Raw genomic sequence first — 13,940 nt, 5'->3', positions numbered from 1 at the left:
ACCTCATGGTCTGCCGACGCCCCTCTCCGTTTCACGTGAAACCGATGGGCTCACCTGGCCTCCGTACAGCCGTCCACATGCACACGACCACGGTGCGGGAGCCCCTCTCTCATTAGATGCGTGTCACCCCGCCCGGCACGGCTCAGGGAGGCTGCTGCGCACGCCCGCCAGGGCATGCTGCTCAGCTCGGTGGAAGTGAAGACCACGTGCGATGCGCAGGGCCTCGCGGTGGTGTTCCGCGGCCTCGCGGGAGCAGCCGAGTGCGGACATCGCACGTCCCGCGGCATTGCGGCACTCCGCCTGGGCCCAGAGGTCACCGAGATCCTCCGCGACCTTGATGCCGGCCAGGCACAGGGAACGGGCGGTCTCGCGGTCGCCCGCCTTCGCCTTCAAGGCACCCAGATAGGCCTGGGACAGAGCTTCGGGGCGCTGGAGTCCGCGGTTGACCCTGCTGAGGGCGAGGCCGGCTTCGAGGGAGAGCGACGCAGTGTGCGGGTGGCCCAGCGCCTCATGGACCAGGCCCAGCTCGACGAGGGTCATCGCTTCGGCCCCGCGGTGCGACTGCGAGCGGCTCAACCGCAGGCAGCGGGAGTAGAGGCGATAGGCGGCGTCCGGCGCCCCGGAGTCCAGCTCGACCCGGGCGAGTGCGCCGTAGGCGAGGGCGGTCCGCAGGTGGTCCGTGCCTGCCGAGTAGAGCCGGATGGATTCCGTCAGGTGCCTGCGCGCCTCGTCCAGAGCGCCGGTGGTCCATCGGGCCCGCCCCAGCTCCTCCCGGGAGGCGGCCAGCAGATCCGGCCAGTCGTGGAGCTCGCTGAGCTGGAGAGCACGCTGGACGTGCTGCTCCGCGGCATCGACGAGACCCGCGGTGAGGGAGGCGTCGACGAGACTGAGGGAGAGTTCGGTCTCCGCGCGCGGATTCGGACCGCGTTGCGCGGCCCGCAGCCCGGCCCGCGCGACGGCGAGCCATTCGGGGACCCGCGATCGACGCTTGCAGGTCTCGCGCAGCATGCCGGCCAGTGTCCAGGCGGCGACGTACGGACCGTGCTCCGCGGTGTGCTCCACGGCGGCGGTGAGGTTACGCAGCTCGGCCTCCGCGTCCTCTGCGGAGATCGGCGCGTGCTCGGTGGCACGGGACTCCTGTCCCACCACATGGATCCTGCCGCCGCGGCCGTCGAGCACGGTCGCGACCTGTGTGTACCAGCCCATGAGGCGGTTCAGAGCGTCCTTCCGGGACTCGGCCGGCTCCTCGTCGCCGGCCCGCTTCCATGCGTACTCACGGAGCAGGTCGTGCGGGAAGCGGAAGCGGCCTGGCGCGTGCTGTACCAGGAGGTTCGCCGTGGTGAGAGCGTTGAGGGCGGGGCGGACGGCGGCTTCGTCCGTGCCGGTCAGAGCGGCTGCGGCCGCATAGGTCAGATCGGGCCCGGGGAGAAGGCCGAGCAGGCGCAGGGCGCGTCGGCCCCGGTCGTCGAGCCGCTGATAGGAGAGGTCCAGCGAGGCACCCACGGACGCCCGCTCGTCGTCCGCCACGGATGCTCCGGCCAGCGGTCCGGCCGCGGCGAGCTCCCTCGCCACGGACCTGAGGTCGAATTGCGGTGTGACCGCGGATCCTGCCGCCACCACCCGCAGGGCCAACGGAAGATGGCCGCAGAGCCGGGAGATCTCGGCGACCGCGGGATCCGGCTTCCCCGTGATCCGCGGGCTGCCCAGCGCGCTCCTCAGTAGTTCTGCGGACTCGTCGGGACTCAGCACCGGCAGCACGATGCGTTGCGCGTCCTCATGCACCGCCAGGCTGACCAGGGCACGGCGGCTGGTGACGAGGACGGCGCAGCCCGGCGCGCTGGGAAGCAGATGCCGTACGTGGTCGGCGTCGGCCGCGTTGTCCAGAACGATCAGCATGCGGCGGGTGGCGAGGACCGAGCGGAAGAGCGTCCCGCGTTCGAGGCTGTCCGTCGGGACGTGCTGGGCCGCCACCCCCATCGCGCGCAGGAACGAGCCGAGAATCTCCGAGGGGTCCGCCGCGCCCAGACGGTCGAAGCCCCTCAGGTCGATGAAGAGCTGGCCGTCGGGGAAGTCGCCGGCCACCTGGTGGGCGCAGTGCACGGCCAGAGCGGTCTTGCCGATCCCCGCAGTGCCCTCCACACAGACGACAGGCATCTTCCCTGAGCGCAGCCGGTCCGTGATCCGTACGATTTCCCCCGCACGCCCGGTGAAGTCCCTCACGGAGTTCGGCAGTTGGTGCGGGGTGAGGGGCGCTTCCGGAGGCCGCTCCACCGGAAGCACTGCGCTCAGGACGAACTGGTGCGCGTCCCTGAGCTCGGCGCCGGGCTCCACGCCGTACTCCTCGACCAGCCGCTCACGGATTCGCGCGTAGGCGTCGAGAGCCTCTACCTGTCGGCCGCTGTCGGCGAGCGTCCGCATCAGTAGGGCGTGCAGGCGCTCGCGGAGCGGGTGCTCGTTGATGAGCCGCACAAGTTCGGGCAGACGGCGTTCCCCCTGACCGAGCGAGACCTCCAGGGCGTACAGCTCCTCCTGGGCGGAGAGCCAGCGCTCCTGGAATCGATCGCGCTCCAGTTCGATACCGCGGCTCTCGGTTCCCTCGGCGAGCGGGCCACGGGCCAGGGCGGTCGCCCTCGCCAGGGTTTCGGCGGCGTCCGCGGGCCGGCCCGACTCGCTGAGCGCGCGGGAAGCGGCGAACAGCTCCTCGAACTCCAGGAGATCGCAGTCGAACCCGCCGGGCGTGCCGAGTACGTAACCGGCCTCGGAGTGGGTCAGCGGCAGGGAGGCGGGCAGACAGCGCCGAAGTCCCGAGACGTACTTCTGGACGAGGTTGAGCGCGTGGGCCGGAGCGTCGTCGCCCCAGACCATCGCGATGATCCGGTCGGCAGGAACGGGACGCGGGCCGCCGAGCAACAGGGCGACCAGCACCGCGCGCTGGCGGGGCGGCCCGAGCGACAGTAATCGGTTGTCGGCCAAGGCCCTTAAGGAGCCCAGCACTTCAAAACGCACATGCGAGTCAATCATTTTCCCCCCCGGTAACAGTAAAGAGAGCGTAAGCCTCTGGCTGATCAGATCTCTTGGTATTAACACGCTGTTTTCACGCCGTCCCCCGGCGACATCGCGCCTTCCGAAGCGGTTCAGCGTCCCTTCCAGCGCCCCGTCAGCACCTCCGACGAAGGTCCTCCTCAGGAACCCGACCCCGAACGAGACATCAGCAGACAGGTCCAGGAGGACTCCCGGAATGACACTGCCCGTCGACCGCCCGTCGGCACCCGAGCCAGCCCCCGGCCCCGGCATCGTCCCGGCGCCCGTGCCGCTCAGCTTCGACTCCACCCTCCCCCGCTCGGTGGTCCATCGAGCCTCTGTGGCAGAGGTGTTCGTCACGGACTCGGTGGAGACGGGCACTTCGGCGCCCGGCGCCACGACCCGTACCTTCGACGTCGCCGCCCAGCTGCCGCGTGGCCACCTCGTCGGCGAACACCCGGCCGCGTACGACTTCCTGCTGCTCGTCGAGGTCCTGCGGCAGTCCGGGGTGTGTGTCGCGCACCGCCATCTCGGCGTGGCGATAGACAGCGCGTTCATCTTCAGCGCGCTGAATTTCGACGTGCTGTCCCTGGAGGCCCTGCGCATAGGCGGCCGGCCGGCGCAGACCGTGCTGCACCTGTCCGTGCGGCCCGAGACGAATCGAGGCGGCCGGATCCTGGGCTTCGACTTCGACATCGTCGTGGATCTCGACGGCACTCCCACGCTCCGGGCGTCGGGCGGTCTGACGTTCGTCAGCCGCCGGGCGTACGGGATGCTCCGGGCGCAGGGCCTCGACAAGGCGCGGGCGGCGTCCACCGCGCGCGCCCACCGGCCGGCTCCCGCCGCTCCGGCCACCGTGGGCCGCCGGGACGTCCGCAACGTGGTGCTGACCGAACCGGCGGTCGGGGTGGGCGGCGACGCCTCCGCGTTCCTGGTCGTCGACACCGCCCACCCGCACCTGTTCGACCACCAGCTGGACCATGTGCCGGGGAACCTCCAGCTGGAAGCCGCCCGCCAGCTGGCCGTGGCCTCGGTGGCCCGGCTGCACGGGCTGTCACCGGTGGACCTGGTCGTGACGTCCGTGCGCGCCCGCTTCACCGACTTCGCCGAGCTCGGTCTCAGCACCCCGGTGACCGCGCACGTCGACGGCGTCCAGCACGCGGAGGCCCTGGGCACCCTGACCGTCCCCGTCGAGGTGCGCCTCGGCCAGGGCGACAGCTCGGTGAGCGAGGTCAATCTGGAGGTGGCCCAGTGGGCGTGACCCCCGGGCCCCCGCCGGACGTGGCCGTGCTCCCCGACGGCCCCCCGATCACGACGCTGGTCTGCGACTACGGGGGCGTCCTGACGAACCCGCTCGCCGAGACCTTCGCGGTCTTCTCCGACAGCACCGGCATCCCGGTCGAGGACCTCCAGGCGGCCTTCGGCCGGGCCACCCGGCGGTACGGAACGAGCCCCATGGCGGAGCTGGAGATCGGCGCCATCGCCGAGGACGAGCTCGTGCGCCGTGTGCTGTCCGAGCTGGACACGGATCCCGGTGACGTCCTGGGCGGCCTCCCGTTCGGCGAGGTCTGGTTCCGCGGCCGGCGCACCAACGAGGAGCTGACCGCCTTCCTCCGCACCGTCCGGGCGGCCGGCCACCGGGTCGGGCTGCTCACCAACAACGTCCGGGAGTGGGAGCCGCGCTGGCGGGCGGCGCTCCCCGTCGCGGAGCTGTTCGACACCGTCGTCGACTCCTCCCGGGAGGGCGTGCGCAAGCCGGACCCCGAGATCTACCGGCGGCTCGTCGCCCGGCTCGGCGCCGACCCGGCCACCGTCCTCTTCCTGGACGACCTGGAGGAGAACTGCGCCGCCGCCCGGGCGCAGGGAATGCACGCGATCCGCTTCGACACGACGGACCAGGCCGTCCGGGACGTGGGCCGCCTGATGGGCCTGCCCGTCCTCGTCAATGAACCTTCCGGAGGTACGTCATGACCCGTTCGCCCACCCCCCAGGTGCTGATCGTCGGCGCGGGTCCGACCGGTCTCACCGCGGCCTGCACCCTGCTGCGGCACGGTGTCGGGGTCAGGGTCGTGGACCGTCGGCGCGGACCGACCAGCGCCCCCAAGGCGCTGATCCTGTGGAGCGGCGCCCTGGAGGTGCTCGACCGGCTCGAAACGGCGGTCGCGATCGGCGAGCGGTCGCTGCCGCTCAGCGGCGCCTCGTACTGGTCGCGCGGCAGGAGGATCGCCGGACTGGGGTTCGGCGCGCTGGGCGGCACCCGTTTCCCCGGTCCGCTGTGCGTGCCGCAGCCAGTGACGGAGGAGCTGCTGTACGAGCGGCTGATCCAGCTGGGCGGCACCGTCGAATGGTCGACGGAGGCCGAGTCGGTCACGGTCGGGGCCGAGGAGGCCACCGTGGTGCTGAACGGCCCCGGCGGTGACCGCAGCACCGCACGCACCCGTTGGCTGATCGCCGCCGACGGCGCGCACAGCAAGGTGCGCGAGGAGCTGGGCATCCCCTTCGAAGGCAGCACGTACGCCCGTGACTTCCTCCTCGGCGACGGGCTGCTGGCGGCCACCGGCCCGACGCGGCTGCCGCCCGCCGAGGCGCAGTACCACCTCACGCCCGACGGTGTGCTGGTCGTCGTCGCGCTTCCGGAGGGCGGCCACCGGATCTTCTTCGACCTGCCGGCCGGCAGCGGCGAGGGCCCCCCGGACGACGCCGAACTCCAGAAGCTCCTCGACGCCCGCGGGCCCGGCGGCTGGACCCTGACGAGCACGGCGTGGACCAGCAGGTTCCGGGTGCACACCAAGGTCGCCGCGGCCTTCAGGTCGGGCCCGGTCTTCCTCGCGGGTGACGCCGCGCACTGCCACAGCCCGGCCGGCGGCCAGGGACTCAACACCGGAGTGCAGGACGGCTACGACCTGGGCTGGAAGCTCGCGGCGGTCTGCGCGGGCGCGGAACCCTCGCTGCTGGACAGCTACGAGGCGGAGCGGCGGCCCAGCGCGGTACGGGCCGTGGGCAATGCCGACCGGCAGACGAAGCTCTGGCTCCTGCGCTCGACGGTCTCCCGCTTCCTGCGGGACACGCTGCTCCGCAGGCTCTCGGCGAGCGGAGCTCTGGAGAAGCGTCTGGTGCCCGAACTCGCTCAGGTCGACCTGGACCTGACCGGCAGCCCGATCGTTTCGGGAACCCCCGCGGACGGCGTCCGGCCGGGCCGCAGGGTCCCCGACACCGCGCTGTCCATGGTCTACGGGCGGGAGGCGGACAGCCTGCACGGCTATGTCGCCGCCGGCCGGCACACCGTCGTCGTGCTCGGCGTCTCCGGCACCGACACCGCCGCGGTGCGGGCGGCCGAGACGGCGGCGTCGCGCCACGCCGGCGCGGCGGGCAGCAACGTCGACGTCCTGCTGATCCGGCCGACCGACCGCAGCGACAGCTTCTCCGTGCCCGCCGCGCTGCCCGCGCACGATGTCGCCTCCGGCCGGTACGGCACCACCACCCAGGCCCTGTACGTCCGGCCCGACGGGGTCGTCGGTGCCCGGGTGCCCCTCGACCGTCCCGGCCGCATCACTGAGCTCCTCGCCAGGATCCCGGTCGGCGGTGAGCAGGACCGTGTCCCGTACGTCTCGTGAGACCCGCTCCGCGGGCCGGGGCCGCGGGCCCTGGTTCGTCCTCCTCTTCGCCCTGCTCTTCGCGGCGAACTCCGTCGTCATCGGCGCGGACGTCGGCGACCGGCTGCTCGGCGGTGGCACCGACGACCCGTCCTCCGCCTCCTCACGCGCCGGTGTCCTGCTGGAACAGCACTTCCCGTCGAGCGCACCCGATCTGGTGCTGCTGATCCGCGGTGAGGACGGTGCGGGGGTCGACAGCGAACAGGTGGCCGCGCAGGGGGCCCGGCTGGCCGAACGGCTCGCCTTCGAACCCAAGGTCTCCGGCGTCGTCTCCTACTGGCAGACCGGCTCGGAGCGCCTGCGGTCCGCCGACCGCTCCGAGGCGCTGATCCTCGCGCACCTCGAAGGCGACGACGACACGGCGGCCAGGACCTACGACCGGCTGGCACCGCACTACCGGGGCAGCCCGTCCGGCTCCGACGCGCTGGACGTCTCGCTCGGCGGCAGCGTCGCCGTGCAGCAGGAGATCCAGACGACCATCGAGGCCGATCTGCTCACCGCCGAACTCATCGCGCTGCCGCTGACGCTGATCATCCTGTTCCTCGTCTTCGGCGGTGCCGTCGCGGCGCTGCTGCCGCTCGGCGTCGGCGTGCTCGCCATCCTCGGCACCAACGCCGTACTGCGCCTGCTGACCTCGGTCACCGAGGTCTCCGTCTTCGCGCAGAACCTCACCACCGCACTCGGCCTGGGCCTGGCCATCGACTACGCGCTGCTCATCGTGCGGCGCTTCCGCGAGGAGCTGCACCAGGGAGCCGACCCGCACACCGCGGTCCGTACGACGCTGCGCACGGCCGGCCGCGCGGTCCTCTTCTCCGCCCTGACCGTCGCGGTCTCGCTGGCCGCGATGCTGGTCTTCCCGTTGTACTTCCTGCGCTCCTTCGCCTACGCGGGCCTCAGCGTCGTCCTGCTCGCCGCCGCGGCGTCCCTGATCGTCCTGCCGGCCGTGCTGCTCCTGCTGGGGCACCGGGTCGACGCCCTCCGCCTGCGCCGCACGCCACGGCGGGTCCGCCAGGGGGGCGGCCTCGTCGAGCGTGTCGTGCGCCGCCCGCTCCGGTACGCCGTCACCGTCACCGCCCTCCTGGTCGCTGCCGGAGTCCCTTTCCTCCAGGTCGAGTTCGGAACCGCCGACGACCGGCAGCTGCCTGCGGCCTCGGAGGCCCGCCTGGTGCAGGAGGCGATACGGGACGACTTCACCGCCAGCACCACCGGCGGTGTGGAGATCCTCGCCCGGAACGCGAAGGGACTCGACCGGTACGCGGCGGAGGTCTCCCTGCTCCCGCACGCCGCAGAGGTGGACACCCCGCTCGGCACCTACCGCGACGGCCGCAAGGAGGACGCCGCCACCCCCGCCGACGCCTCCCGCGCGGCCGACGGACTGGCGCACCTGTCCGTCGTCCCGGAGAAGGGCGTGGAGGACGTGTCGCCCGAAAGCCGCCGCCTCGTAGAGGGCGTACGGGCCGCTTCGTCAGGGTTCGAGGAGCTCGAACCGCTCGCGGGCGGCCGGGCCGCGGTCCTGGAGGACAGCAAGCAGGCCATAGCCGACGGACTGCCCACCGCCGGACTGCTCATCGCCGGCACCTCCCTCCTGCTGGTCTTCCTCCTGACCGGGAGCCTGCTGATACCGCTTCTCTCCGTGGCGTCGGGCGCACTCAGCCTGACCGCGATGTTCGGTCTGGTGGTGTGGGTCTTCCAGGACGGCCATCTGTCAGGACCGCTCGGGTTCACGGCCACCGGAACCATCGAGGCGACCCTGCCGGTGCTGATGTTCTGCATCGCGTTCGGCCTCTCCATGGACTACGGCGTCTTCCTCCTGTCCCGCATGAAGGAGGAGTACGACCGCACCGGCGACTCCCGGCTGGCCGTCGTGACCGGCGTGCGCCGTACCAGCGGCGTCATCACCGCGGCCGCGTTGATCATCGCCGTGGTCTTCGTCGCCATCGGCACCTCCCAGATCACCAACAGCAAGATGCTCGGCCTGGGCGCCGCCCTCGCCGTTCTCGTGGACGCCACCGTCGTCCGGGGTCTTCTCGTCCCGGCGGTCATGCGGCTCGGCGGCCGGGCCACCTGGTGGGCCCCGGCCCCCCTGGCGCGCTTCCAGCAGCGCTTCGGCCTGCGCGAGGAACCCGCCGTCACGCCGGTCCCCGCCCACGGGACACCCACCGAACCCGTACTGGAGACAGTGAAATGAACACGTCCGATCCCGGCCGCCGGCGCGGCCGTGTGATGGTGACCGGCGCGACCGGTCTCCTCGGGACCGCCGTCGTCAGCCACCTCCTCGGCCAGGGACGCGAGGTGACGGCACTGGTACGCGACACCACCAAGGCCGCCCGCCAGTTCCCCGCCCACCCGAAGCTGACCGTCGTGACGGCCGACATCCGGAAGCCCGAGACCTACCGAGAGGCACTGCCCGGCGTGGACGCGGTGATCCACACCGCCGCGTACTTCCGGGAGTACTACCTCCCCGAGGCCGACCTGCCCCGGCTCTTCGCCACCAACGTCGACGCCGTCACCACGCTCCTGCGGGAAGCGGTCGCCGCGGGGGTGCCCGCGGTCGTCCAGACCAGCTCCGTCAACACCCTCGGCCCGGGGACGGAGGAGGACCCCGCGAACGAGTCGGCCGACCCGCCCCCGGACTGGGAGCGCAACGCCTACCGCGCCAGCAAGGTCCGCGCGGAGGCCGCCATCCGCGCCTTCGCTCAGGACCCCGAGTACGCGGGCCGGATCCGGATCCCGATCGTCCTCCCCGGCTGGATGTGGGGTCCTGCCGACGCCGGCCCCACCTCCGCGGGCCGGCTCTTCCTCGCCGTCGCCCGAGGCGGCATCAAGGCCGTACCCCGAGCGGGAAACCACGTGGTGGACGCCCGCGACGTGGCGTACGCGCTGGTGAGGGCGGCCGACCAGGGCGAGCACCTGCGGCGCTACATCGTCGCGGGCCGGTGGCGGTCTCTCTCGGGGACCTGCGCGGCGGTCGCCCGCGCCACGGGGATGCCTGCCCCCAGGGAGGTCCCCGCCCGGGCGGCGATCGCGTTCGCGACCGTCCTGGAGACCAAGGCCAAGCTGCGCGGCACCCCGCCCGTCGCCACCCGTGAGGGGGTCCGCGCCCTGCTCGACGGCGACCGGACCCGCATCACCTCGGCGCGGGCCCAGCAGGAACTCGGCGTCACCTTCCGCCCGCTGGCGCAGACCCTCGCGGACACCGCGGCCTGGTACCACCGCGCCGGTCTGCTCGACCACGTGATCCCCGAGGAGAGTGCCGCGTGAAGACCGCAAGGATCGGCCGGCCGCGGACCGTCCTGCTCGGTGCGGTGGCGGCGCTGCTCGCCGTCACCCCGGTGTACTGGACGAACGCCGTCGCGGAACCGTCGGGGACGACCGCGGGCCGCACGAACGGCGTGAGCGCACCCCAGCAGCGGACGGCATGGGAACTCGACAAGGGCATCTCCGACATCCCCGTCAGTTTCACCGTCAAGAACATCAACCGGACGAAGGCCTCCTGCCCGGTCGACGGTCGCACGTACACCGTCCGCGGGCACCTCACCGCTCCCACCCGCCTGCTGGAGGGCGAAGGCGCCGACAAGGCGGTCACCCTCTACCAGCACGGCATCGCCGCGGGCGAGTGGTACTGGCGGGTCGAGGCCGACGGCTACCACCACGCGGAGGAGCTGGCCGCGCGAGGTCATGCCTCGCTCACCATCGACCGCATCGGTTACGACAGCAGCGACACCCTCGACGGCCTGGCCACCTGCATCGGAGGGCAGGCCGACATCACCCACCAGATCGTCCAGCAGCTCCGCAAGGGGACCTACCGGAGCGGGGCCGCGAAGGGCGGCGGGAAGGCAGGGCCCTCGTTCGGCAAGGTCTTCCTCGCCGGGCAGTCCAACGGCGGCCAGATCGCCCAGATCGCCGCCTACTCCTTCCGCGACATCGACGGCCTCGTCCTCATGGACTGGACGGATCGCGGACTCACCCCGCAGGCCAACGCCCGCTTCTTCTCCTCCCTCCAGACCTGCCTCCGCGGCGGGACCAAGGGATACGTCTACTACGACCTGGGGCCCGCCGAATTCCGCTCGGGCAACTTCCACGACACTGACCCGGCCGTCCTCGACCTCGCCGTTCCGCACCAGAACCGCCACCCCTGCGGCGACATGGTCTCCCAGCTCGGCGCGGTCCTCGTCGACCTGCGCGAGCTGAAGACCGTCACCGTGCCCGTCCTCTTCATGTACGGGGAGAAGGACGCGCGTGTGGAGGGCGGCGAGGAGCACCGGGCGCTCTTCACCGGCGCGAAGGACACCCAGCTGATCGACATCCCGGACGCCGGTCACTACATGGGCATGGCCCGCCGGGCCCCCCTGGTCCACGACACCCTTGCCGAGTGGCTCGAACGCCACTGAACGGCCCGGAGAGCGCCACGCGGGCCGAGGGCTTCCCCGCCCGTCGCCCCCACCCTCCTCACCCCTGCCCCACTTCCGCCGCGCCGCCCGGCCCCTCCCGGCCGGGCTTCAGCGAATCTTCCAGCGAGTGGTCAGCGGGGGCGGTCATCGTCGACCGTACGGAGCCCCTTGCCCTCCTCCCACCCCCGATACCCAGGGAGTTCATCCCATGTCAGCCACACCGTCCCCGCTCCACCGGCTCGGCGCCTTCGCCGCGGCCCGGCGGCGCACCGTCCTGATCGCCGGTGCGGTCCTCTTCCTGCTCGCCGCGGCATTCGGCGCGGGGGCCCAGGCCGCCCTGTCGCTGTCCCGCTTCGAGGCACCGGGCTCCGAGTCGGCCACCGCGGAGCAGATCCTGCACGAGGAGTTCAAGGACGGCTCCCCGAACTACGTACTCCTGATCACCGCCAAGGACGGCGGGACGGTCGACGACCCGGCGGTGGCCGCCGAGGGCCGGAAGCTCACCGAGGACCTGGCCGGACGGGAGGGTGTCGACACGGCCGGCTCCTACTGGTCGCGCGGCGAGAACAGCGCCCTGGTGAGCGAGGACCGCTCGCAGGCGCTCGTGGTGGCCTGGCTCCAGGGAACGGCCACCGAGGTACGGACCGAACTGGCCACCATCACCCCTGACTTCACCAAGGACACCGAGCTCCTCACCGTGCGCCCCGGCGGCCAGGACGAGGTCTTCCGGCAGGTCGGCGAGGAGACCCGGCGGGACTTCCTCCGCGCGGAGGCCGTCGTCATCCCCGCCGTACTCCTGCTGCTCCTGTGGGTCTACCGCCGCTGGTCGGCCGCGGGGCTGACGCTCGGCATCGGCTTCTTCTCGGTGCTGTCCACACTCGCGATGCTGCGCGGCGTCACCGCGTTCACCGAGGTCTCGACCTTCGCCGCCAACCTGGCACTCGTCCTCGGCCTGGGACTCGGCCTGGACTACAGCCTGTTCATCATCTCCCGCTTCCGTGAGGAGATGGCCGCCACTCCGGGCGGTACCGACGCGGACCGGCACGCGGCGGTCGTACGCACCGTCGCCAGCGCCGGGCGCACCGTCCTGTTCAGCGGCTTCACGGTCGCCGCCTCGCTGGCGGCGCTGTTCCTCTTCCCCTTCCCGTTCCTCCAGTCCTTCGCGTGGGCCGGCATCGCGGTGGTCGGGTCGGCGGCGTTCGGCGCGGTCGTCCTGCTGCCCGCCGCGCTGGCCGCGGTCGGCAGGCGCACCCTGCGGCCGGGACGTACCGAGCCCGCCGTGGAGACCGGCCGCTGGTACCGCAACACCCTGAAGGTCATGCGCAGGCCACTCCTCTACGGCCTTCCCGTACTGATCGCCCTGCTCGCCCTGGGCGCGCCCTTCCTCGGCGCGCAGTTCGGCCTGCCCGACGAGCGGGTGCTTCCCGCGAGCGCGTCCAGCCGCATCGTGCAGGAGGAGATCCGCACCGGCTTCGCAGCCGAGGAGACCGACGCGCTTCAGATCGTCACCACCGGCGAAGCGGCGGAGAACACACCCGGCACGGACTACGCGGAGCGGCTGTCGCAGGTCCCCGGCGTCTTCCAGGTGGACACCGGGAGCGGCACGTACCGCGACGGCGACCGGGCCGGCGCGACATCCGATCCCGGCCGCTTCGAGGCCGGTGAGCACACCCGGCTGACGGTCGTCCCCGACCAGGAGGCGCTGGCCGGCGACATGGCGCAGTTCGTGGAGCGGGTACGGGCGGTGGACGCCCCGTACACCGAGGTACGGGTGGGCGGATTCCCCGCCGCGATGACGGACTTCCGCGCCGAGCTCCTCGACCGCCTGCCGTACGTCGTCGCCCTGATCCTGCTGGTCACCTTCGTCATCCTCTTCCTGATGACGGGCAGCCTGCTCATTCCGGCGAAGGCCACGATCGCCAACATCCTCAGCCTCAGCGTGATGTTCGGCGTGCTGGTCTGGGTCTTCCAGGACGGCAACCTCTCCGGCCTGCTCGGCTTCACCGCGAGCGGCCGTATGGAGCCGAGCATCCCCATCCTGATGTTCTGCATCGCCTACGGGCTGTCCATGGACTACGAGGTGTTCATCATGGCCCGGATCAAGGAGGCCTACGACCGGACCGGGGACAACACGAGCGCGGTCGCCGAAGGCATCCAGCGCAGCGCCCCGCTCGTCACCTCTGCCGCCGCGATCCTCGCCCTCACCTTCGCGACCTACGCCACCGGCGGTGTGGTCTTCCTGAAGGAGCTGGGCATCGGCATGGCGCTGGCCGTCCTGGTCGACGCCCTTCTGATCCGCACCCTCCTCGTCCCGGCCTTCATGGGACTGGCGGGCAAGGCCAACTGGTGGGCCCCGGACCCGCTGCGCCGTCTGCACGCCCGGTACGGAATCAGTGAGGCGCCCGCCGCCGGATCGCCCCGCCAGGACCTGATCGAGGCGAAGTAATGCTCGCACCCCTGGTGAATCTGCTCATCGTCGTGGCCTCCGTGCTGATCCACCGCTGGCTGTGGGTCAGGCTGGTACGCGACACCACCCGGCCGGGGGACAAGGCCCGGCGGGTGGGCACCATCGCGATCGTCGTCTCCACGGCGCTCGCGGCCGCCCCGCGCATCCTCGTCCCGGCCCTCGGCCCGGACACGGGCCGGCCGCTGGCCTGGGCCGGGTACGTCTGGCTGGGCGTGCTGCTGTATCTGATGCTCGCCCTGCTGGTGCTGGAGATCCCGCGTGCGGTCCTCGGCATCCGGGCTCGCGCACGGCGCCGGAACGGCCCGGCGTCCGCGCAGTCGGTCCAGGAGCCCGCGAGGGTTCCGGCGGCGACCGTTCCGCGCGACGCGGATGAAGCCCCTCCGGGTGCCGGCCCGGCACCCGGAGGCG

The 13,940-nt window shown here is 72.1% G+C and carries 8 protein-coding genes and 1 pseudogene; 8 read left to right on the top strand and 1 reads right to left on the bottom strand.

Features of this window, described 5'->3' with window-relative positions:
• Nucleotides 1–123: 123 nt before the first annotated feature.
• Entirely contained in the window at nt 124–3,021 is a 2,898-nt protein-coding gene (locus ACFWFI_RS31635; protein ID WP_387396826.1) for an AfsR/SARP family transcriptional regulator, read from the bottom strand.
• Nucleotides 3,022–3,238: 217 nt separating this feature from the next.
• Between ACFWFI_RS31635 and ACFWFI_RS31630 the strand changes: the two genes are divergently transcribed.
• The 8 genes and pseudogenes from ACFWFI_RS31630 to ACFWFI_RS31595 form a co-directional block, all read left to right on the top strand.
• On the top strand, nt 3,239–4,282 hold the full coding sequence (locus ACFWFI_RS31630; protein WP_387396824.1) for a ScbA/BarX family gamma-butyrolactone biosynthesis protein: 1,044 nt from the start codon (nt 3,239–3,241) through the stop codon (nt 4,280–4,282).
• Nucleotides 4,279–4,992 carry an HAD family hydrolase gene (locus ACFWFI_RS31625; RefSeq protein WP_387396822.1) on the top strand — a complete coding sequence of 238 codons (714 nt, stop codon included), beginning with the start codon at nt 4,279–4,281 and terminating at the stop codon, nt 4,990–4,992. Before ACFWFI_RS31630 ends, ACFWFI_RS31625 begins: the two co-directional genes overlap by 4 nt.
• Nucleotides 4,989–6,635, top strand: a complete 1,647-nt coding sequence (locus ACFWFI_RS31620; protein WP_387396820.1) for an FAD-dependent monooxygenase — start codon at nt 4,989–4,991, stop codon at nt 6,633–6,635. Before ACFWFI_RS31625 ends, ACFWFI_RS31620 begins: the two co-directional genes overlap by 4 nt.
• Nucleotides 6,604–8,862 carry an MMPL family transporter gene (locus tag ACFWFI_RS31615; RefSeq protein WP_387396818.1) on the top strand — a complete coding sequence of 753 codons (2,259 nt, stop codon included), beginning with the start codon at nt 6,604–6,606 and terminating at the stop codon, nt 8,860–8,862. The genes ACFWFI_RS31620 and ACFWFI_RS31615 overlap by 32 nt, the downstream gene beginning before the upstream one ends.
• Nucleotides 8,859–9,935 carry an NAD-dependent epimerase/dehydratase family protein gene (locus ACFWFI_RS31610; RefSeq protein WP_387396817.1) on the top strand — a complete coding sequence of 359 codons (1,077 nt, stop codon included), beginning with the start codon at nt 8,859–8,861 and terminating at the stop codon, nt 9,933–9,935. The genes ACFWFI_RS31615 and ACFWFI_RS31610 overlap by 4 nt, the downstream gene beginning before the upstream one ends.
• Complete coding sequence (locus tag ACFWFI_RS31605; protein WP_387396814.1) at nt 9,932–11,065, top strand: alpha/beta hydrolase; 1,134 nt, start codon at nt 9,932–9,934, stop codon at nt 11,063–11,065. Before ACFWFI_RS31610 ends, ACFWFI_RS31605 begins: the two co-directional genes overlap by 4 nt.
• 208 nt (nt 11,066–11,273) lie before the next feature.
• Nucleotides 11,274–13,511: an MMPL family transporter gene (locus ACFWFI_RS31600; RefSeq protein WP_387396811.1), complete on the top strand. Its 2,238-nt coding sequence runs from the start codon at nt 11,274–11,276 to the stop codon at nt 13,509–13,511.
• Nucleotides 13,511–13,940: pseudogene (locus ACFWFI_RS31595) on the top strand (metallophosphoesterase); the annotation flags it as partial. The gene ACFWFI_RS31600 and the pseudogene ACFWFI_RS31595, both read left to right, overlap by 1 nt.

Source organism: Streptomyces sp. NPDC060209 (assembly GCF_042728155.1).
GTDB lineage: Bacteria > Actinomycetota > Actinomycetes > Streptomycetales > Streptomycetaceae > Streptomyces.
This window is presented reverse-complemented; position numbering and strand designations above follow the sequence as displayed.